General features: G+C 70.9%; 20 protein-coding genes. 5 read left to right on the top strand and 15 right to left on the bottom strand.

Features of this window, described 5'->3' with window-relative positions:
• Together ABDW35_RS05125 and ABDW35_RS05120 are read left to right on the top strand one after the other, a co-directional pair.
• Positions 1-513 (top strand): AraC family transcriptional regulator (locus ABDW35_RS05125; RefSeq protein ID WP_343712777.1); only part of this gene is annotated, 513 nt, incomplete at its 5' end.
• Between the two features lie 68 nt (positions 514-581).
• A complete protein-coding gene (locus ABDW35_RS05120; RefSeq protein ID WP_343712776.1) occupies positions 582-2,708 on the top strand; it encodes a calcium-binding protein in 2,127 nt (708 codons plus the stop codon).
• 18 nt (positions 2,709-2,726) lie between these two features.
• On the opposite strand, the gene ABDW35_RS05115 is transcribed toward ABDW35_RS05120, so the two are convergent.
• The 4 genes from ABDW35_RS05115 to ABDW35_RS05100 all read right to left on the bottom strand — a co-directional run bounded on the left by ABDW35_RS05115 (position 2,727) and on the right by ABDW35_RS05100 (position 8,203).
• Positions 2,727-3,659, bottom strand: coding sequence for a S1/P1 nuclease (locus ABDW35_RS05115; RefSeq protein ID WP_343712775.1), 933 nt, complete (start codon positions 3,657-3,659; stop codon positions 2,727-2,729).
• 75 nt (positions 3,660-3,734) lie between these two features.
• Complete coding sequence (locus tag ABDW35_RS05110) at positions 3,735-5,591, bottom strand: calcium-binding protein (protein ID WP_343712774.1); 1,857 nt, start codon at positions 5,589-5,591, stop codon at positions 3,735-3,737.
• Between the two features lie 129 nt (positions 5,592-5,720).
• The gene (locus ABDW35_RS05105; RefSeq protein WP_343712773.1) at positions 5,721-6,686 is read right to left on the bottom strand and encodes a patatin-like phospholipase family protein; all 966 of its coding nucleotides are present in this window, start codon (positions 6,684-6,686) and stop codon (positions 5,721-5,723) included.
• A complete protein-coding gene (locus ABDW35_RS05100; protein ID WP_343712772.1) occupies positions 6,683-8,203 on the bottom strand; it encodes a bifunctional UDP-sugar hydrolase/5'-nucleotidase in 1,521 nt (506 codons plus the stop codon). Before ABDW35_RS05100 ends, ABDW35_RS05105 begins: the two co-directional genes overlap by 4 nt.
• 100 nt (positions 8,204-8,303) lie before the next feature.
• Here ABDW35_RS05100 and ABDW35_RS05095 point away from each other — a divergent pair, with 100 nt between their 5' ends.
• From ABDW35_RS05095 to ABDW35_RS05085, 3 genes are all read left to right on the top strand, one after another.
• Positions 8,304-9,659, top strand: a complete 1,356-nt coding sequence (locus ABDW35_RS05095; protein ID WP_343712771.1) for an FAD-binding oxidoreductase — start codon at positions 8,304-8,306, stop codon at positions 9,657-9,659.
• An 87-nt stretch (positions 9,660-9,746) separates the two neighbouring features.
• On the top strand, positions 9,747-10,475 hold the full coding sequence (locus tag ABDW35_RS05090) for a type 1 glutamine amidotransferase (RefSeq protein WP_343712770.1): 729 nt from the start codon (positions 9,747-9,749) through the stop codon (positions 10,473-10,475).
• Positions 10,476-10,491: 16 nt separating this feature from the next.
• On the top strand, positions 10,492-10,836 hold the full coding sequence (locus tag ABDW35_RS05085) for an MmcQ/YjbR family DNA-binding protein (protein ID WP_343712769.1): 345 nt from the start codon (positions 10,492-10,494) through the stop codon (positions 10,834-10,836).
• 172 nt (positions 10,837-11,008) lie between these two features.
• Here the strand turns inward: ABDW35_RS05085 and ABDW35_RS05080 are convergent, their stop codons facing one another.
• From ABDW35_RS05080 to ABDW35_RS05030, 11 genes are all read right to left on the bottom strand, one after another.
• A complete protein-coding gene (locus ABDW35_RS05080; protein ID WP_343712768.1) occupies positions 11,009-11,581 on the bottom strand; it encodes a cytochrome b/b6 domain-containing protein in 573 nt (190 codons plus the stop codon).
• A 120-nt stretch (positions 11,582-11,701) separates the two neighbouring features.
• Entirely contained in the window at positions 11,702-12,232 is a 531-nt protein-coding gene (locus ABDW35_RS05075) for an alpha/beta hydrolase (protein WP_343712767.1), read from the bottom strand.
• A 57-nt stretch (positions 12,233-12,289) separates the two neighbouring features.
• Positions 12,290-13,183 carry a haloalkane dehalogenase gene (locus tag ABDW35_RS05070; RefSeq protein WP_343712766.1) on the bottom strand — a complete coding sequence of 298 codons (894 nt, stop codon included), beginning with the start codon at positions 13,181-13,183 and terminating at the stop codon, positions 12,290-12,292.
• Positions 13,180-13,773 carry a TetR family transcriptional regulator C-terminal domain-containing protein gene (locus tag ABDW35_RS05065; RefSeq protein ID WP_343712765.1) on the bottom strand — a complete coding sequence of 198 codons (594 nt, stop codon included), beginning with the start codon at positions 13,771-13,773 and terminating at the stop codon, positions 13,180-13,182. Before ABDW35_RS05065 ends, ABDW35_RS05070 begins: the two co-directional genes overlap by 4 nt.
• A gap of 187 nt (positions 13,774-13,960) precedes the next feature.
• Complete coding sequence (locus ABDW35_RS05060; protein ID WP_343712764.1) at positions 13,961-14,377, bottom strand: iron-sulfur cluster assembly scaffold protein; 417 nt, start codon at positions 14,375-14,377, stop codon at positions 13,961-13,963.
• Positions 14,374-16,020, bottom strand: coding sequence for a molybdopterin-binding/glycosyltransferase family 2 protein (locus ABDW35_RS05055; RefSeq protein WP_343712763.1), 1,647 nt, complete (start codon positions 16,018-16,020; stop codon positions 14,374-14,376). The genes ABDW35_RS05060 and ABDW35_RS05055 overlap by 4 nt, the downstream gene beginning before the upstream one ends.
• Complete coding sequence (locus ABDW35_RS05050) at positions 16,017-16,727, bottom strand: XdhC family protein (RefSeq protein WP_343712762.1); 711 nt, start codon at positions 16,725-16,727, stop codon at positions 16,017-16,019. The genes ABDW35_RS05055 and ABDW35_RS05050 overlap by 4 nt, the downstream gene beginning before the upstream one ends.
• Positions 16,724-17,044: an XdhC family protein gene (locus ABDW35_RS05045; RefSeq protein WP_343712761.1), complete on the bottom strand. Its 321-nt coding sequence runs from the start codon at positions 17,042-17,044 to the stop codon at positions 16,724-16,726. The genes ABDW35_RS05050 and ABDW35_RS05045 overlap by 4 nt, the downstream gene beginning before the upstream one ends.
• Positions 17,041-18,297: a VWA domain-containing protein gene (locus ABDW35_RS05040; RefSeq protein ID WP_343712760.1), complete on the bottom strand. Its 1,257-nt coding sequence runs from the start codon at positions 18,295-18,297 to the stop codon at positions 17,041-17,043. The genes ABDW35_RS05045 and ABDW35_RS05040 overlap by 4 nt, the downstream gene beginning before the upstream one ends.
• Complete coding sequence (locus ABDW35_RS05035; RefSeq protein WP_343712759.1) at positions 18,287-18,850, bottom strand: GNAT family protein; 564 nt, start codon at positions 18,848-18,850, stop codon at positions 18,287-18,289. Before ABDW35_RS05035 ends, ABDW35_RS05040 begins: the two co-directional genes overlap by 11 nt.
• Complete coding sequence (locus ABDW35_RS05030; RefSeq protein WP_343712758.1) at positions 18,850-19,389, bottom strand: YcxB family protein; 540 nt, start codon at positions 19,387-19,389, stop codon at positions 18,850-18,852. Before ABDW35_RS05030 ends, ABDW35_RS05035 begins: the two co-directional genes overlap by 1 nt.
• Between the last annotated feature and the right edge of the window lie 8 nt (positions 19,390-19,397).

Genomic DNA, 19,397 nt, shown 5'->3' with positions numbered 1-19,397 from the left:
CCGACCGATTGCCGCGTGGTCGGCGTCTCGGCGCTGATGAGCAGCCTGCTGATGGAGGCTGTGGACCTGCCGCTGGAATACGACCTGAAGGGCCGGGACGGGCTGGTGATGGCGCTGATCCTGCAGGAGATCGCGCGGATGCCGGTGCTGCCGCTGAACCTGCCGCTGCCCGGCCATGCGGCGCTGGCGGCGCGCTGCCGGCGCTTCCTGGAAGGGCCGACGCCGCACGACACGATCGACGACTGGTGCGGCGCGCTGGGCATGAGCCGCCGGGCCTTCACCCGGCTGTTCCGGCAGGAGACGGGCCTCAGCCTCTCCGCCTGGCGGCAGCAGGCCTGCCTGTTCGCGGCCCTGCCGCGGCTGGCGGCGGGGGAGACGGTGACGGCCGTCGCTCTCGACCTCGGCTATGACAGCGCCGCCGCCTTCACCACCATGTTCAAGCGCCTGCTCGGCGCGCCGCCCAGCCGCTATTTCGCGACGGGCGGGAATGGCCGGATGTCCATTTCATCCTGATCCGTGGCCGCACGGATGACACAAATCCCCGAAAAATGGACGCATCTCGACTCGGGTGGGGGATTCCGATGGCGATCTTCACGGGAACGGCGGGCAATGACCATCTGCCGCCGACCGGCACGGACAAGGACGGCGACGACAGCCTCTACGGCCTCGCCGGCAACGACATCCTCTCCGGCGGCGCCGGCCGGGACTGGCTGGAGGGCGGGAACGGCAACGACGTGCTCTATGGCGGCGCGGGCGCCGACCAGTTCCTCGGCGGCGCCGGCATCGACGCCGTGTCCTACTCGGCCAGTACGGCCGGCGTCATGGTCAACCTCAACACCAACATCAACCAGGGCGGCGATGCCGAGGGCGACGTTTTCAACGACCGGATCGAGCTGCTGTACGGCAGCGCCTTCGCCGATATCCTGACCGGGTCGGCCGGCGCCGAGACGCTGGGCGGCCTGGCCGGCGACGACGCCATCCACGGCCTGGGCGGCAACGACGTGCTCGACGGCGGGGCCGGAGCCGACCTGCTCGACGGCGGCGACGGCGACGACCTGCTCCGCGGCGGGGCCGGCGCCGACACCTTCTTCGGCAATATCGGCATCGACAGGGTGAGCTATGCCGCCTCCGGGGTCGGCGTCACAGTCAACGTGTCCGCCAATATCGGCCAGGGCGGCGACGCCCAGGGCGACCGCTTCGCCGACCATATCGAGATCATCCAGGGCAGCGCCTTCGCCGACCTGATGGTCGGCGGCAGCGCCGCGGACCGTTTCGAAGGGCTGGCCGGGGCCGATATCCTGCACGGCCGGGCCGGGGACGACACCCTGCTGGGCCAGGATGGCGACGACGTCCTCTACGGCGAGGACGGCAACGACCGGCTCTACGGCGGGGCCGGGGCGGACCGGGTGGCCGGGATGAACGGCGACGACGTGCTCATCGGCGGGTTCGGCGCCGACAGCTTCATCGGCGGCGCCGGCAGGGACACCGTGTCCTATGAGGACAGCGCCGTCGGCGTGACCGTGAATCTGGCCACCAACACCAATCATGGCGGAACGGCAGAAGGCGACCTCTTCCTCGAGCATATCGAGACGATCGGCGGCAGCCGTTTCGCCGATGTCCTGACCGGTGGCGCGGGCAACGATACCTTCATCGGCGGCCGGGGCGCCGATCACTTCACCGGCGGTGCCGGCATCGACACGGTCTCCTATGCGGATGTGACGTCGTCGCTGGGTGTCAAGATCGACATGATGAACCAGGAGAGCAATTTCGAGGGAGATCGATTTCTCGATCACTTTGAAGTCCTGGTCGGAAGCGGCGGCCAGGACAGGCTCATGGGCAGTGGTCAGGTTGAGACCATCTTCGGCGGAGGCGGCAACGACGAGATCTGGGGCCGGGCCGGCGACGACGTGCTGGGCGGCGATACCGGCAACGACCATCTCTACGGCGAGGCCGGCGCCGACAGACTCGAGGGCGGCATCGGGGGGGATATCCTGGAAGGCGGGGCCGATGCGGATACCCTCGACGGCGGCAGCGGCGACGACACCCTCCAGGGCGGGGCCGGCGCGGATGTCCTGATCGGGGGTGCCGGAAACGACACCGTCACCTATCAGTCCAGCCTGGCCGGGGTCAGCATCGATCTTCTCACCGGCGAGGCCCATGGCGGCGATGCCGAGGGGGACCGATTGGACGGTTCGGTGGAATCGGTGGTCGGCAGCGGCTATGCCGATACGCTGGTCGGAGGTGCGGGCGACGACCGGCTGAACGGCAGTCAGGGCGACGATTTCCTGTCCGGCGGCGATGGCTCGGACATATTGATCGCAGGTCCGGGAAGCGACCGGCTCTACGGCGGCGCCGGAGCCGATCAGATGGACGCCAGGGCCGCTTTCGACGCCCGCCCCTGCACCTTCATCTACAAGGATGTCAGCGAGAGCACCGCGAGCGAGCGCGATGCCATCAACGTGCCGCTGTACAGCAGGATTTCCATCGATCTGTCCGCGATCGATGCCGATCCCTCCCTGGCCGGCGACCAGGCGTTCACCTTCCTCGGTAGCGGGGATTTCACCGGGGCGCATGGCGAGCTGAGAATTGCCCATGTGGTGGCCCAATGGTTCAGGGTCTCCGCCGATGTGGATGGCGATCGCGTGGCCGACCTGGAGATCTCGGTGGGTGGACGGCCGGCTCTGACGGTGAATGACTTCGTGCTCTGACTCGGTGCCCGATACCCCTCAGCGCAGACCCTCGAGCAGCGCCCCGATCCGGTGGCCGGCGGCGCGGAGCTGGGTCCGGCTCACCGTCCGGGCCTGCTCGACATAGCCGGGCGGCAGCACGGCGGCGGAGCGGGGCGAGGCGCTCAGCCGCAGCCGCCCGTGATGATAGGCGACGTCATAGGCGAGCGCGCGGGTATGGGCCACCCAGCGGGCGAAGGCGATCTTCGGGTCCGGCGCCAGCGAGTCTTCGTCCGGCGGCGGGTCCCGCACCAGCTGCGCCTCCAGCGATCCCGAGGCGCTCAGGGTCAGGTCGCCCGCCAGGCCTGCCGAATCCCAGAACCGGTGCAGCCTGACCGGCTCCGCGTCCGGCGCGGGGCGCACCCAGGACCATTGGCCGCCGGCATCGGTGATCGGGAAGCGCCACGACATCCACATGCCCGCATGCAGCGGCTGGTGCATGTCGCCGACGATGTGCATCACCCAGCACAGCGCGACCGCCCGGTCGGCGTCGGATGCGTTGGGATCGCGGGCCACGGCGAGGTTGCGGGCGAACTCGGCTTGGGCGCTGCCGAAGGCGTAAGGAAGGACCGCTCGCACCGAGGACACGATGCGCTGGCTCTGGTGCCAGTCCGGATGGTCATAGGCGGTGCCGCGCACGGCGTCGGGCCAGATCGCCATCAGCTCGAAGGTCTCTCGCTCCCGGTCGCGGCCGGCGAGGTCGCCGAGCTGGCCGTCGAAGCGGGCACGGTCCGGATGCGCCTGCATCAGCCGGAGGATGGCGGTGATCGCCGCCGGGTCGCGCTGTTCCAGCAGGTCGTAGGCGAGGGCGCCGGTCGCCCTGTGTCCCTCGCCCAGCCAGGCCGAGGCCGGCTGCGGCAGCAGCAGGACGAGCGCCAGGAGCGCGCCGAGCCAGGCCGGCCGACGGCTTATCGGGAGGGCAAGGCCTGGCATCCGGGATCTCCTTCGTTGAAGAAGGTCCCGATCCTGCCACACCCGGCGTCGTTGCCGGCCGGACCCAGTGTCGCGCTACAGCACGAAGTCGGCTGCGATCAGGGTGGTGGTGCTGATGACGACGATCGACATGTCGGCCACCTTGTCGCCGTTGAGGTCGGCCTGCACCAGCTGGACGCCGCCGCTGGCCACCACCCGGACCTCGTGCCCGGCGCCGGTGAAGGCGCCGCCGCCGAGGAAGGTAAAGGCCGTGTTGCCGTTGCCGGCGTTGGCATCGGCATCGATCGCCGAGAGGTCGATGCGGTCGCCCTCGGCATGGGAGAAGTCGTTGACGCTGTCCCGCCCGGCGGCGGCCACGGTGCTGTCGGTGTAGGCGGTGTAGACGAAGCGGTCGGCGCCGGCGCCGCCCTTCAGCGCGTCCGTCCCGGCGCCCCCGATCAGCACGTCGTTGCCCGCCAAGCCCCACAGCGCATTGGCGCCGGCATGGCCGGTGATGGTGTCGCCATAGGCCGAGCCTATCGCGTTCTCGACGCTGCTGTAGGTGTCGCCGGCGGCATCCCCCGCTGAGCCCGCGCCGGTCGCTAGGTTGACCGTCACCGCCGCCATCGCGGAATCGTACAGGATCAGGTCGGTACCGTTGCCGCCCGACAGCTGGTCGGCGCCGGCCCCGCCGGTCAGGGAATCGTCGCCGTCGCCGCCGGCCAGGATGTCGGCCCCGGCCTCGCCGTACAGCGCGTCGTTGTCGGCGCCGCCATTGACGCTGTCGTTCCCGGCGCCGCCATACAGACGGTCCGCCCCGGCCTGGCCGGACAACAGGTTGGCGGCGGCGCTGCCGATGATCGTGTCCGCGAAGGCGGTGCCGACGACATTCTCGATGCTCACGAAGCTGTCCCCGGCGGCGACGCCGCCGGTGCCGCCGGCGACGAGGCTGAGGGCGACGCCCGCGGCCGCGTCGCCGTAATTCGCGGTGTCGGTGCCGGCGCCGCCATCCAGCACATCGGCCCCGTCGCCGCCGATCAGCCAGTCCGCGTCGTCGCCGCCATGCAGCGTGTCGGCCCCCGCCTCGCCGTAGAGGGTGTCGTTGTGTGCCCCGCCGGTGAGAACGTCGTTGCCGCCACGTCCCCACAGGACGTTGGCATTGCCGTCGCCGGTCAGCGTGTCGGCGAAGTTGGATCCGCCGAGATATTCGATCCCGGTCAGCACGTCGCCGGCCGCGTCGCCGCCGCCGTTGGCATTGGTCGCGAGGTTGACCGTGACCCCGGCCGCGGAGCCGAGATACTCCGCCCGGTCGGTGCCGAAGCTGCCGTCCAGGGCATCGGCACCGGCCCCACCGGTCAGGACGTCGTTGTCGCTGCCGCCCGACAGGGCGTTGGCGCCGGCATCGCCGGTCAGCGTGTCGGCCCAGTTCGTGCCGATGACGTTCTCGATGGCCTGCAGCGCGTCGCCGTCGGAGGCCGTGCCGGCCGCCAGGCTGACGGTCACGGCCGACCTGGCGTCGCTATAGTCCACGGTGTCGATGCCGGCGCCGCCATCCATCGTGTCGGCCCCGGACGAGCTGGACAGGACATCGTCGCCGTCGCCGCCATTCCCGGTGCCTGCATAGAAGAAGATGATGTGGTCGTTGCCGATGCCGCCATTCAGCAGGCCGGCACCGCCGATGATGTCGTCGCCGGCGCCGCCGTCGATGGAGATGCCGGGCCTGAATGTGCTGGCATCGATATGATTGTCGATGCGGTCGTCCCCTTGGCTCCCGATGATGATGGAGTACCAGGAGTAGGCGTAGGGGCTGATCTCTCCGATGGTGAAGATGCCCTCGTGGATCAGCTCCTGTGTGAAGATCCAATAGGGACCCTCCGGCCCGCTTCGGTACTCCGCCCCCCAGCCGAGGATGGCGCCCGTGGTAGAGTCGCTCAGGTCGAAAACGTCAGCCATGGGGGTCCCCTGTCGAAATCGGGCGATCGCGGCGCGGGCGAAGATCGGTTCAAATCAATACGTCATAAATTATGGACAGATCATAGGACGACCTTCCGGTCCGGGCAATCCGCCCTGGCCGGCGTGCCCCTACTTGCCCGGCGGCGCCTGCGGGTCCAGCCCGTAAGAGGTGACGCGCAGCGCCTCGCGGATGTCGGGGATTGCCGCCTCCGCCGCCTGGTAGCCGAGGTCGATCAACTCGTCCGCCCGGTCGAATTCGGCGGCGCCGATATGGCCCAGCTTCGGGTCGATCGCCACGTCCGGCGGCTCGGCCGCCAGGCGGATACGCCCCATGCGGTCGAGGATGATGTTCAGCGACGCCATCATCACCCCGAACAGGCTCGGCATGTCCGGGTCGCGCCGGAACAGCTTGCGGGCGACGCCGTTGATGCCGCCCAGCAGCGTGCCGCCCGGCATCAGCTCGAGGATGTCGAAGCCGGCGATGCGGGCATAGCCGCCCTCGGGTACGCGGGTGCGGCCCATGATGTCGCCGTTGAGGTTGACCGCGATCACCACCTCGGCCCCCAGCGCCCGGCACATCGACACCGGCACCGGGTTGACCAGCGCGCCGTCGACCAGCATGTGGCGGCCGATATGGCGCGGCGGGAACACGCCGGGCAGGGCGTAGGAAGCCTGGATCACCTCCGACACCCGGCCCTCGCGCAGGCACACCTCATGGCCGGTGAACAGGTCGACGCAGACGGCGCCGAAGGGCACGCCGAGATCCTCCACCCGCAGGTCGCCGAAGCTCTGGTCCAGGAGGCGGCCCAGCTTGCGGCCGCTCATCAGGGCGGGCAGGCCGAGGCCGAAATCGAGATAGGAGACCATGCGGTCGCGGTTCAGCCCGCGGGCCCAGGCCTCCAGCATGTCGAGCCGGCCGGAGAGATGGGCGGCGCCGGCCAAGGCGCCGACCGAGGTGCCGCACACGACCTGCGGCCGGATGCCGGCGGCGTCCAGTGCCCGCAGCACCCCGATATGGGCCCAGCCGCGGGCGATGCCGCCGCCCAGCGCCAGCCCCAGCACCGGCGGGGCCGTGCCCTCGGCGTCCATGATCATGAGGACCGCCGGATGCGGCCATCGACCTTCGGCGCCACCGTCTTCATCGCGGTGACATAGTCCATCACCACCGTCGCCATCAGCCGCGCGGCCGAGGCGTCGATCAGCACCTTGCCCTTGGTGAAGACGGCATAGCCGTCGCCGCCGCCGGCCATGTAGTCGTTGGTGGCGACGCGGTAGACCGCGGCGTCGTCCAGCGGCTTGCCGTCGACCGTCACCGAGACCACGCGGCTGTCGGCCGGCTTGGCCGGGTCGTAGACGAAGGCGAGGCCGGAGACCTGGGGGAAGCGCCCGGCGACGTCCTGCACCTGGGACACGCCGTTCTCCAGGGCGGCGCGGATCTCGGCCCCGGTCAGCTCCAGCAGCACCGCGAGGTTGCCGAAGGGCAGCTCGGTCAGGATGTCCTTGCGGGTCAGCTGGGTGCCGGCGGCGATCAGCCGGTCGCCGCGGACGCCGCCGCCATTGATGATGGCGATCTGCGCGCCCGAGACGCCCCAGCGCAGCCCGTCGGCGATCAGGTTGCCCATCGTCGTCTCCTCGGTCCGCACCGCGCCGCGCTGGCTGTCCAGCTCGACCGAGGTGGTGCCGATGACGATCCCGAGGGCGTCGTCCAGCGCCTTGTTGAAGGCGTCGACCTTGGCCTGGATCTCCGGGTCCGGCTCGACCCCCGCGGTCGGCCGCACCTCCCAGCTCGGCAGCACCGCGATCACCGGCCCGTCCTTGGTGTCGCGGGTCGAGATGTCGAGCTCGACCACGCCGAGATAGTGCGAATCGTAGCCGGCTTTGAAGATCAGGACGTTGTTCTCGTAGAACATGATCGGGTCGTGGTCGTGCCCGCCCAGCACCAGGTGCAGGCCTTTGACCGACTGCGCCAGCTGCCGGTCCTGGGCGATGCCGAGATGGGTCAGCGCCACCAGGATGTTGGCGCCCTCAGCCTTCAGCGCCTCGACCGCCTGCTTCGCCGTGGTGATGATGTCCGGAAAGCTGATGTCGGGCCCGGGGCTGGACAGCGTCTTCGTGTCCGGCGTCAGGATGCCGAGGAATCCCACGGTGTAGTCGCCGACCTTGCGGGTCGCGGTGGCGACGCCGCCGCCGAAGGGCTTGCCGTCCTTGCCCAGGACATTGGCGCCGAGCCAGGGGAACTTCGATTCGCCGATGCGCTGCGCCGCCAGCTCCGGCCCGTAGTCGAATTCGTGGTTGCCCCAGACCGCGTAGTCGACGCCGATGGCGTTGAACAGGTCGATCATCTGCGAGCCCTTGGTCAGGCCCGACATCACCGAGGGCGACAGGGTGTCGCCGCCGAAGGTGGTGATGCTGTGCGGGTTGGCGGCGCGGGCCTGCTTCAGCAGGGTGGCCAGCTGGCCGAAGCCGCCCTGGCCGCGCACCGGCCCGATCTCGTACACGTCGTTGACGTGCAGGAAGGTCAGCCGCAGCGGCGCCGTGGCCGCCCATCCGGGCAGCGGCGCCGCGGCGAAGACGGTGGCGAGCATGACCTGGCGGCGCGACGGGCCCTGCATGGCTGGATCTCCCTCCGAATGACGGTGCCAGAATGGACCGGCCCATCGCCGGATGTCATCCTCCGCTGCGTTGCGGACCGGTGACAAGTGAGCGGATCGGATGACGTCCCAGGACCACCTCTACCATCCGGCCACCGCCGACACTTCGCGCACCGTGCAGAGCTATTGGGAGGCGACCGCCGGGCCCGCGCCCGAGGGCTGCGCGCCGCTGGCCGGCGACGAGGCCTGCGACGTCGCCGTGATCGGCGGCGGCTACACCGGGATGTCCGCGGCGCTGCACCTGGCCCGCGACCTCGGCGCCGACGTCCGGGTGCTGGAGGCCGGGCCGGTCGGCTGGGGTGCCTCCGGCCGCAATGGCGGCTTCAACTGCGTCGGCGCCGCCAAGCTGTCCGGCGCGGCGATGCTGAAGCGGGTCGGCCGCGACGAGGTGCGCCGCTACTACGCCGCCCAGGTCGAGGCGACCGAGCTGGTGGCGGCGCTGGCCCGGGACGAGGGCATCGATTACGACCGCCAGGGCGACGGCGTCATCAGCGTCGCCCACAAGCCGAGCCGGGTGCGCGAACTGGAGGAGGAGGCGCGCTGGGACCGCGAGGTCTCCGGCCTCTCCTCGACGCTGTGGAGCCGGGACGAGCTGCGCGAGCGCGGCTATGCCGGGCCGGAGGCGCATGGCGCGCTGCACCACGCCGCCGGCTTCGGCCTGCATCCGCTGAAATACCATCGCGGCCTGACCCGCGCCGCTTTGGCACGGGGCGCGAGGATCCATGAGCGCAGCCGTGTGACCGGCTGGCGCCGGGAAAGCGGTGGCCACCGGCTGGTCACCGCCGGCGGCTCGCTGCGGGCGAAGCGGGTGCTGATCGCCACCAACGGCTACACCACCGACGGGCTGCATCCCTATCTGGCCGGCACCTTCCTGCCGGCGCTGTCGAACATCGTCGTCACCCGGCCGCTGACCGAGGCCGAGCGGCAGGCCCAGGGCTGGACCACCGAGACGCCGCTATCCGACACCCGCAACCTGCTGTTCTACTTCCGTCTGCTCAAGGACGGGCGGCTGCTGCTCGGCTCCCGCGGCGGCACCTGGGGCAGCCCGGAGGCCGCGGCGACGTACCGGCGCTGGCTGGAGGGGCGGATCGGCATCGCCTATCCCGCCTGGCGCGGCGTCGAGACCACGCATTTCTGGTCCGGCCTGGTCTGCCTGTCGGCCGATCTGACGCCGATGCTGGGACAGGTGCCGGACGATCCCGGCGTCTGGTATGCCCTGGCCTATCACGGCAACGGCGTCGCCAGCGCCGGCTGGGCCGGCCGCGCCATAGCCCACGCCATGACCGGCAGCCCGGTGCCGGGCGTCGGCATCCCGGCGCTGATGGCGACCGCGCCGACCCGCTTCCCGCTGGGCGCTCATCGCCGCTGGCTGCTGAAGGCGGCCTACCTGAAGTTCATGGTGCAGGACGTCCTCTGACGCCGGGGCCGCCCCGCATTCTCCGCATTTGGCGATGCGGCCGGCCCGACCTTAGCCTTTCCGCGGACCGATCCGTGGAGCGACGCCGTGAAGATCTTGACCCTGCAGAACAACGACCGCACCCCTTCGGGCCTGATCGGCGCGGCGATCGCGGAGGCGGGCGGGGTCGAGGATGTGCGGTTCCCGGAGCATGGCGACGCCGTGCCGGCCGACGCCGCCGGCCATGACGGGCTGCTGGTGCTGGGCGGCGTCCAGTTCGCCGGCGACGACGACGCCCACCCCTATCTGCCGGCCGAGCTGGCCGCGATCCGCGCCTTCGCCGCGGCCGGCAAGCCGGTGCTGGGCATCTGTCTCGGCGCCCAGCTGCTGGCCCGGGCGCTGGGCGGGACCGTGCGCCACCACCACACGCCGGAGGTCGGTTTCACCGCGATCGAGGCGACCGAGGCCGCGGCAGCCGACCCGCTGCTGCAAGGCCTGGCGCCGCTGCCGAAGCTGATGCACTGGCACTACGACACCTTCGACCTGCCGCAGGGGGCGACGCTGCTGGCCACCAACCCCGTCTGTGCCAACCAGGCCTTCAGCGCCGGGCCGGGGCTGTACGGGCTGCAGTTCCATCTCGAAGTATCGGCGGACATCGTCGAAGGCTGGGTCGAGATGTTCTCGGGCTGGACACGCGAGCAGTTCCCGCAGTTCTTCGCCAGCTATCGCGACCAGCTGGCGAACGACCTGCCCGGCGCGGCGGTCTTCGCCCGCCAAGTCGGGCTGCGCTGGATGGAGATGGTGCGCACGCAGGCGGAGAAGCGACAGGCGGCCTGATCGAGGGAGGGCAGCGATGACCTTCGACGATGTCTGCGCCATCGCCATGACCTGGCCGGGCGTCGAGCGCGGCACCTCCTACGGCACGCCGGCGCTGAAGGTGAAGGGCAAGATGCTGGCCCGGCTGCGCGAGGATGGCGAGACGCTGGTGATGCCCGGCGTCGGCCCCGACGAGCGCGAGATGCTGATCGAGGCCGAGCCCGAGGTGTTCCACGTCACCCCGCATTACCGGGACTGGCCGACGGTGCTGATGCGGCTGCCCAAGGCCGATCCCCGCGCGGTCGAAGCCCTGCTGCTCCGGCGCTGGCGCGAGGTCGCGCCGAAGCGGCTGGTCCAGGCGTTCGACGCGGCGAAGGGGTGATCCGGAATAGGCCCCATCCCCTCATTGTCATTGCCGGGCTTGACCCGGCAATCCAGGGGCCACCGAGAGCGGCTCTTGAAAGCCCCTGGATCCTCGGGTCAAGCCCGGGGATGACAATGGGGTGGGGTGGAGATCCAAGATCGGCCTTTCAGCTGCACGGGATGGCGACGGATCAACCCCGCCCCGGCAGCATCCGGCGCAGCACGCCGTCGCGCAGCGCGTAATGGTGGATCAGCGCTGCGGCCGCGTGCAGCCCGGCCAGGACGATGATGATCCAGGCGACGGTGTTGTGCAGCCCGATCAGGCTCCGGGCCAGGTCGCGGTCGGGGGCGAAGGCCGCGGGCAACGCGAACAGGCCGAAGAACTGCAGCGGCTCGCCCTCGGCCCAGCGGAACAGGATGCCCAGGGCCGCCTGGGCGACCAGCAGCCCGTAGAGGGCCAGATGGGCCGCGCGCGCCGCCCAGCCCAGCAGGCCGGCATCGGCGGGCGGCAGCCGCCGCCCCGCGCTGCCGCGCCAGAGCAGGCGCACGACCAGCACGACGGCCAGCAGGATGCCCAGCGAGACGTGGAGCGATTGGCCGGCCTTGCGGATGTCACGCGGGAAGAAGCCCCAGCCTTCGGCCAGCAAGAACAGGGCGATCACCAGCCCGGCGGTCAGCCAGTGCAGGACGATGGTCGCGCCGTCATAGCGGCTCGCGGACGGGTCGGTCGGGGCCGCGGTCGCGGCGGCCGGCTGGATCGGCATCTCGATGCTCGTGGCTGTGATCGCGATGGGCGCGGAAGGCCCGAGCCCTGTTCGCTTTCACGTCCGGCCGAGACACATCCGGCGGGGGCGGGCGTTTCGCCGCAGCCCCGCCGCGCATCGTCACAGCCGCGCCATCAGCATGGCAAAGCGGGTCAGCCCCTCCGGCCAGGGGCCGTGGCCGCTGGCGCTGTCCAGGCCGCCGGCATCGCCGGCGTCGACGAAATGGCTGCCCCAGGCCGCCGCCAGATCGTCGGCCACGGCCAGGGCGCAGCGCGGGTCGCTGGCGCTGGCGACCAGCAGGGACGGGAAGGGCAGCGGGTCGCGCGGCACATCCTCATAGCCGGGGGCACCAGCCGCGGCCGGGTCCGGCGGCGCCACCAGCAGCGCCCCGGCGACGCGGCCGTTCAGCCGGGGCGCCGCGAAGGCGACGGCCAGCACGCCCAGCCCATGGGCGACCAGCACCACCGGCTTGCTGTCGGCCTCGGCCGCCGCGACCAGAGCCTCGACCCGGCTCTCCCGGTCCGCCGGATCGTCGGCGGCGCCCGCCCAGCGCGCGGTCTTCAGCCGGGACTGCCAGCGCGCCTGCCAGTGGCCCTCGTCGGGCGAGGCGAGGCCGGGGACCATGAGGATGTGGGCGTCGGAGGATTTCATAAGCGTGATCGGATGCCGGGCGGAGATAGACCTAAGTGTGCCCGCCGCCGCCCCGGGTCAAGCGCCGGCCGTGCGGCCCTCGACCTCGGCGATGAAGGCGGCGACGGAGCGGCCGATCGTCTCTGGATGATCCTCCTGCAGATAGTGCAGCCCCGGGCCGAGCCTGACATGCCTGCAATCGTGCAGCCTCCCGGCCAATTCCTCCGCCAGCTCGGGCGGGATCAGGGCGCCAGGGTCGGCGGAGAAGAGCAGCTTCGGATAGGCCGAGGCAGCGAGCGCGCCATGTGCTGCCTCGATCGTCGCGACCACATCGGCCGGTTCCCCGGCGATCGGCAGCTCGTTCGGGAAGCGCCAGGTCGGGCGCCGCGACTGCGGCGTCGGGAAGGGGGCGCGGTAGACTGCCATCTCCTCCTCGCTCAGCTTGCGCATGATCGAGCCGGGCAGGATCCGCTCGACGAAGGCGTTGTTCTCCAGGATCAGGCTCTCGCCTTCGCCGGGCGTCCGGAACCGGCGGAAGATCTCGCGCGCCGGCACGCCGCGCACGAAGTCCTCCCAGCTCGGGATCGGCCGGATGAACTCCATGAAGGCCAGGCCGCGCACGAAGCCCGGCCGGCGCGCCGCAAGGTGGAAGGCGAGGGCGGTTCCCCAATCCTGCGCGACGAGGTAGGCCGAGCCGATCCCGGCCTGTTCGATGAAGGCGTCGAGGTATCGCACTTGGTCCTCGAAGCGGTAGGCGATGTCGGGCTTGCCGGACTGGCCGAAGCCGATCAGGTCCGGGGCGATGCAATGCGCCACCCCGGCGACATGCGGGATGATGTGGCGCCAGATATAGGAGGAGGTCGGGTTGCCGTGCAGGAACAGCGCCACCGGGGCGCCGGCCCTGGGCGCTTCTCGATAGGCCATCTCCGAGTCCAGCACGGGCAGCTTCGGCAGGGTGATGTCCGGGATCATGGTGACGGCTCCTTGAACACGGTGGCGAAAGCGATGCGCTTGAAGCGCTCGAGCGGCTCGGCGTCGCGCGTGACCTTCATGCGGAGGATCGCCCCCTCCCAGGAGGAGAGGAGGAACTCGGCGAGGTCCTCGGGCGCGAAATCCGTCGCGATCTCGCCGGCCGCCTGGCCCTCGGCGATGCAGGCGGCGAAGGATCCACGCCATTCGGCGAAGATCTCGCCCAGCCGCTCACGCAACGGCTCGCTCTGCGGCGCCGCCTCGAGGCTGAGATCGCCGATCAGGCAGCCGCGGATGAACCCGTCCCCGGCGAGGCGGTCGGTGATGGCATCGAGATAGCGGCGGAGGCGCTGGCGCGGCGCGAGGCTGCTGTCCCCGAGCGTCCTGGCGACGAGCCGCCTGACGTCATCGAAGTAGCGGTCGAGCACTTCCCGGGCGAACGCCTCCTTCGACCGGAAATGGTTGGTGAAGGATCCCTGCGGCGCCGGCGCCTCGGCCACGATGTCGCGCACGCTGGCGCCGACATAGCCCTTGCGGAACATGACCTTGAGGCCGGCGTCGAGGATCGCGTCGCGGAGGGAATGTTTGGGCATGGAGATATAATACGTACGAACGTATTAAATGTAAAGCGGGTCCTCCCATCGCCTCCCTCTCCGTCATTGCGAGGAGGCGAAGCCGACGAAGCAATCCAGGGGCCGGTTCGCACTGGCCCCTGGATTGCTTCGCTGCGCTCGCAATGACGGCGTGGAATTCTGAACGGCGATGCCGGATGCCCTGCCCTCAGGCCCCGGCCTTGTCCAGCGCGGCCGTGAGAGCCCGGAACGGCAGCTCGACGCAGTCGTGCCGGCTGCGCACGGTGCGGACCGGGGTGAAGATCTCCAGCTCCGGCCAGGGCGGCGCCGCGCTCTCGCGCAGCATCGGCCTGATCCCGGCCGCCGCTTCGCGCAAAGCTGCCGGCGCCTGGCCGACCGCCTTCTCGGCGATCAGCGCGGCCGAGGCCTCGCACAGCACGCAGCCACGCACCAGATGGCCGACCTGCGCCACCTTGCCGTCGGCCAGGGTCAGGTCGATGGTCACCCGGTCGCCGCAGAGCGGGTTGTCGATCATCGCCGACCCGTCCGGCTCGGGCAGGCGGCCGGCGCCGGTCGCGTCCCGGGCCTTCTGCAGGATCGCCTGGTCGTAGAGCGCATCGATCATCGCGTCGGGGCCTTGGCTGCGGTCAGGGTCGACAGCGTCTCGGGCGTGTCGACGTCGAACAGCACGGCGGTGTCGCCGGCCTCGACCTCGACCATCTCATCGGCATGCTCGCCGATCAGGTGGCGGGCGCCGACATCGCCGGCGACCGAGGCCATGGCCGGGAAGAAGCGGCGGTCCCACAGCACCGGGTTGCCGCGCTTGCCCTGATGGGTCGGCACCACGATCGAGCGGCCCTCCGTCGGCGCATAGGCGGCCACCAGCCGCTCGATCAGCCGCGGGCTGATCCGCGGCATATCGCCGAGGCAGACCAGCGCGGCATCGGTCTCGTGCGGCAGTGCCGCGAGGCCCGCGGCGAGCGAGGTGCTGAGGCCCTCGGCATAGCGCGGATTGGCGGTGAAGGTGACCGGCCGGTCGGCCAGCGCCGCCTCGACCTGCTCGCGCTCATGCCCGGTGACGACGACGACCGGCCCGACGCCCTTGGTGCCCAGCGCGGCGTCGACCGCATGGGCCACCATCGGCTTGCCGTCGACCGGGGCCAGCAGCTTGTTCAGCTCGCCCATGCGGCGCGACTGGCCGGCGGCCAGCACCACCACGCCGACATTCGGCGCGTGCGGCATGCCGTTGCCGTCGGCGGCGCGGTCGCGGGGCAGGGGGCGGCTGGGGATCTCGGCCAGCAGGCCGCCGACACCCATGGCCATGACGTCGAGTCGGGTGACGGTCAGCCCCGCCGCGATGCGCTGCAGCACCCAGTCGAAGCCGTTCAGCTTGGGCGACCGGGCGCAGCCGGGCAGGCCCAGCACCGGCATGGCCCCGATGCGGCCCATCAGGATCAGATTGCCGGGGTCCACCGGCATGCCGAAATGCTCGATGATGCCGCCCGACGCCTCGATCGCCGCCGGCAGCACGTCGCGCCGGTCGGTGATGGCCGAGGCGCCGGCGATCAGCAGCAGGTCCAGGCCTAGATTCTGCACCATGCGGATCTCGCTGGTCAGGGCCGGCGCCTTGTGGTCGGACCGGCGCTCGCGCGCCAGCGTGCCGCCCAGCCGGGCCAGCCGCTCCGCTGTCACCTGGGCGGTCTTGTCCAGCACGCCGGGCTTGGTCGTGGGCAGCTTCGTCTGGATCAGCCCGACCTTGAGCGGCCGGTAAGCGGCCAGCCGCAACGCCGGGCCGCGCTGAGGCAGGGCGGCCATCGCCTCGACCAGCGATACCGCGTCGCCGGGGGCCGCGAAGGGGATGATCTTGATGGTCGCCACCATCTGCTTGGGCGCGACCTCGGCCCATTCCGGCAGGGTGGCGATGGTGATCGATTCATCGAGCCGGTTCAGCCGGTCGATCCGCTCGCGGTCGATCACGACCACGCCGGCGGCCTCGGCATACAGGTTCACCCGGCCGGTGAAGGCGGCGCTGGCGCTCAGCCCCGGCCCCTGCACGGCCGCGGCCACGCGTTCCGCCGCCTGGTCCTCATGGATGTCGTCGCGCTCCAGCCGCGCCGCCTGCACCTCCTCGACGCCGGCGGCCTTCAAGGCCTCGACGTCGGCCGCGCTCAGCCGCCGTCCCTTGCGGAACAGCGTGCCGGCCGCGGCGACAGTGTGGGCCAGGATGGCGCCGGCGGCCTCGGCGACGGGCAGGGAGCCGAAGATCAAGCGGGAGCCTTTCCAAGCGGTTCGGCGCCGTGCAGCACCGCGGTCATCTGCGCCATCACCGAGATCGCGATCTCGGCCGGGGATACGGCGCCGAGGGCCAGGCCGGCGGGGCCGTGGATCCGGGCCAGCGCGTTGGCCCCGTGGCCGAGCGCGGTGAGCCGCTCGACCCGCCCGGCATGGGTCTTCCGGCTGCCCAGCGCGGCGATGTAGAAGGCCGGGGATTTCAGCGCCACGTCGAGCGCCGGATCGTCCAGCTTCGGGTCGTGGGTCAGGGTGACGACGGCGGTGCGGGCGTCCGGCTTCAGCGCGGCGAGTCCGTCATCCGGCCATTCGGTGCTGACCTTGACGCCGGGGAAGCGCTCGTCGGAGGCGAAGGCCCGGCGCGGGTCGATCACGGTGACGTCGTAGCCGGCCAGCGCTGCGATCGGCGCCAGGGCCTGGGCGATGTGGACGGCACCGATGATCGCCAGCCGCAGCGGCGGCACGAAGGCCTGGATGAACAGTTTACCGTCTGCCGCCGTGCGGCTGCGGTTATGGCGCAGCGCTTCGTCGATGGCGCCCTGCAACGCCGGGTCGATCGGCACATCCCCGGTTGCAGCGCCGTCGACCACCAATGTCTGAGCCCCGCTGGCCAGGTCGGTGACCAGCGCCGCGGTGCGGTAATCGGCGCGGGCGGCCTGCAGCGCGTCGAGGATCTCGCGCTTCACGACAGCCGCTCGACGAAGACCTGGATCTTGCCGCCGCAGGCCAGGCCGACATCCCAGGCCTGCTGGTCGCTGACGCCGAAATCGAGCAGGCGGGGCTTGCCGTCCTCCATCACCTCCAGCGCCTCGCGCACCACGGCGCCTTCGATGCAGCCGCCGGAGACCGAGCCCTGCATCCGGCCCTCGCCGTCGATCACCAGCTGGCTGCCGGCCGGGCGAGGCGAGGAGCCCCAGGTCGAGACCACGGTCGCCAGCGCCACCGGACGTCCTTCCGAAGCCCATGCCGAGGCCTGGGCCAGCACATCGTCATGATCGGTCATTGCACGCTCTCCTGCTGAGCAGCAGCCAAATGCCGCCACCTGGCCATGCGCCGGTCGCCACGCATCGGATCCTCGGCCAGCACATCCACCAGCGCGGCCAGGCTGGCCAGGCTGTGGACCGGTCGGAACTCGTCGACATGCGGCATCAGGGCACGCGCCCCCATAGATCTTGGCGCATAGCCGTCCCAACGCAACAGGGGGTTCAGCCAGATCAGCCGGCGGCAGCTGCGATGCAGCCGGTCGATCTCGTCCTCCAGCCGGTCCCCGGCGTCGCGGTCGAGGCCGTCGGTGATCAGGATCACCACCGCGCCCTGGCCCAGCACGCGGCGGCCCCAGACCCGGTTGAACTCGGCCAGGCAGGCGCCGATGCGGGTGCCGCCGCCCCAGTCCTGAGCGGCGCGGCCGACGCGGTCCAGCGCGTCGTCGACATCGCGGCGGCGCAGCTGGCGGGTGATGTTGGTCAGCCGCGTGCCGAAGACGAAGCTGTGCACCCGGTCGCGCTCGGTCGTCACCGCGTGCAGGAAATGCAGCAGCATGCGTGAATACTGGCTCATCGAGCCGGAGATGTCGCACAGCACCACCAGCGGCGGCGGGCGCTTGCGACGGATGCGGCGGGCCAGGTCGATGGAATGGCCGCCGGCGCGCAGCGACTGGCGCAGCGTCTGGCGCATGTCGACCTGCGGCGCCGAATGATGCGGGGCGTAGCGCCGGGTCGGCACGTCGCGCACCGGCAGGCGGAAGCGCGCGATGGCGGCCCGGGCACGGGCCAGCTCCTCCGCGCTCATCTGCTCGAAATCCTTGTGCTGCAGCTGCTCGCGCTCGGAGAAGGTCAGGCTGGCGTCGACCTCCAGCTCCGGCGGCTCCTCGGCGTCGTCCGGCGCTTCGCCGCGGCCGGGCTGGCGGTCGGCGAAGGCCTCGGCGACGCGGCGGTTGACCGCGCGCTCCTCCTCCTTGCCGGTGCGGATCTGCGGCAGCATCAGCGTCATGGCGCGCTTCAGCATGTCCGGATTGCGCCAGAACAGGTGGAAGGCTTGGTCGAAGATCTCGCGCTGGTCGCGCCGGTTCACCAGCGTGGCGTGCAGCGCCCAGTAGACATCCTGCCGGCTGGCGATGCCGACCGTCTCCAGCGCCTCCAGCGCCGCCAAAGTGCGGCCGGGCCCGACCGGCAGGCCGGCAGCCCGAAGGGCACGGCAGAACTGCATGACGTTGAGGGCCAGGCGGCCCTTCTCGGCCGGGGCGGGATCAGGCGGCATGGCGGCCGCTCCATTCCTCGGCCAGCAGAGCGTAGACGACGTCGTCGCACCACTCGCCCTTGGCCCAGACCGAGCGCCGGAAATGCGCCTCGCGCCGGAAGCCCAGCCGCTCGAACAAGGCCACGGAGCGGACGTTGCGCGGGTCGATCGAGGCCTGCAGGCGGTGCCGGCCTTCCTCGGTGAACAGGCGGCGGATCAGCGCGTCCAGCGCCTCGGTGGCAAGCCCGTGTCCCTGGGCGCCGGCGGCGAAGGTGACGCCCAGCTCGACCAGCCGGGGCTCCCCGGCCAGGACATGCACGCCGATGTCGCCCAGCAGCCGATCCTCCGCCCGGTCGGCCACCGCGACCTGGAACCACTGGCCCGGAAGGCCATAGGCGGCCGCCTCCATTCCGGCCACGAAGGCCTCGGCCTCCTCGCGGCTGCAGCGTTCCCAACCCTGCCAGCGCGCCACTTCGGGGGCGTCGCGATAGGCGCGGAACGCCAAAGCATCCCGCGCCGCGAAGCGCCGCAGCACCAGCCGGTCGGTCCGGATCGGGACGAAATCGTCGACCATCAGCCGAACCGGCGGAATTCAGGAACGCCGGCCTTGAGGAGGCTCGAGCGGATCGAGTCGATGCCGGCGGGGGACAGGACCCGCTTCGGCAGCATCTGGTGCAGACGGTCCGAGTGATAGAGCAGCAGCAGCCGACGGTCCTCGCACCATTTCACATAGTGGCTCCACGGGATCCGCGTGTGTCCGGTCTGTCCGTCCCAGCTCATGCCTTCGTCGGACCACTCGACCGACAGCGTCTCCTGCAGCGACTTCTGCTGACGGTACATGCGCCGCGCATTCTGCGGCAGGGACATGCAATGCAGGACGGCAAGGGCGGCAGGGACGCCCACCACCGCCGTCGCCGCAATCCCCTGGATATCGGGTCTTCCGGACCCGGACAGGAGGGTGCTGACGATCAGGCCGGCACCGATGGCCACGACCACCAGAAGGAGCAGCGCCTTCCTGCTGGTGAGGGCCGTCCACACATGCAGCCTTGCCGCGGCGATCAGGTCATCCTCGGTGAACTGAAACGTTATGCGCCTCGCCTCTGCCGCATCCATGACCGATT

Origin of the sequence: Inquilinus sp. (assembly GCF_039594555.1) — a bacterium.
Lineage (GTDB): Bacteria > Pseudomonadota > Alphaproteobacteria > DSM-16000 > Inquilinaceae > Inquilinus.
The sequence above is the reverse complement of the archived record's forward strand: the minus strand, read 5'-3'. Positions and strand labels throughout refer to the sequence as shown.

What these genes read in the sequence shown, in the direction of transcription:
- ABDW35_RS05120 (WP_343712776.1), top strand. Translation starts at nt 582, where the DNA reads ATGGCGATCTTCACGGGAACGGCGGGCAATGACCATCTGCCGCCGACC.
- ABDW35_RS05115 (WP_343712775.1), bottom strand. Translation starts at nt 3,659, where the DNA reads ATGCCAGGCCTTGCCCTCCCGATAAGCCGTCGGCCGGCCTGGCTCGGC.
- ABDW35_RS05110 (WP_343712774.1), bottom strand. Translation starts at nt 5,591, where the DNA reads ATGGCTGACGTTTTCGACCTGAGCGACTCTACCACGGGCGCCATCCTC.
- ABDW35_RS05105 (WP_343712773.1), bottom strand. Translation starts at nt 6,686, where the DNA reads ATGATCATGGACGCCGAGGGCACGGCCCCGCCGGTGCTGGGGCTGGCG.
- ABDW35_RS05100 (WP_343712772.1), bottom strand. Translation starts at nt 8,203, where the DNA reads ATGCAGGGCCCGTCGCGCCGCCAGGTCATGCTCGCCACCGTCTTCGCC.
- ABDW35_RS05095 (WP_343712771.1), top strand. Translation starts at nt 8,304, where the DNA reads ATGACGTCCCAGGACCACCTCTACCATCCGGCCACCGCCGACACTTCG.
- ABDW35_RS05085 (WP_343712769.1), top strand. Translation starts at nt 10,492, where the DNA reads ATGACCTTCGACGATGTCTGCGCCATCGCCATGACCTGGCCGGGCGTC.
- ABDW35_RS05080 (WP_343712768.1), bottom strand. Translation starts at nt 11,581, where the DNA reads ATGCCGATCCAGCCGGCCGCCGCGACCGCGGCCCCGACCGACCCGTCC.
- ABDW35_RS05075 (WP_343712767.1), bottom strand. Translation starts at nt 12,232, where the DNA reads ATGAAATCCTCCGACGCCCACATCCTCATGGTCCCCGGCCTCGCCTCG.
- ABDW35_RS05070 (WP_343712766.1), bottom strand. Translation starts at nt 13,183, where the DNA reads ATGATCCCGGACATCACCCTGCCGAAGCTGCCCGTGCTGGACTCGGAG.
- ABDW35_RS05065 (WP_343712765.1), bottom strand. Translation starts at nt 13,773, where the DNA reads ATGCCCAAACATTCCCTCCGCGACGCGATCCTCGACGCCGGCCTCAAG.
- ABDW35_RS05060 (WP_343712764.1), bottom strand. Translation starts at nt 14,377, where the DNA reads ATGATCGATGCGCTCTACGACCAGGCGATCCTGCAGAAGGCCCGGGAC.
- ABDW35_RS05045 (WP_343712761.1), bottom strand. Translation starts at nt 17,044, where the DNA reads ATGACCGATCATGACGATGTGCTGGCCCAGGCCTCGGCATGGGCTTCG.
- ABDW35_RS05040 (WP_343712760.1), bottom strand. Translation starts at nt 18,297, where the DNA reads ATGCCGCCTGATCCCGCCCCGGCCGAGAAGGGCCGCCTGGCCCTCAAC.
- ABDW35_RS05035 (WP_343712759.1), bottom strand. Translation starts at nt 18,850, where the DNA reads ATGGTCGACGATTTCGTCCCGATCCGGACCGACCGGCTGGTGCTGCGG.
- ABDW35_RS05030 (WP_343712758.1), bottom strand. Translation starts at nt 19,389, where the DNA reads ATGGATGCGGCAGAGGCGAGGCGCATAACGTTTCAGTTCACCGAGGAT.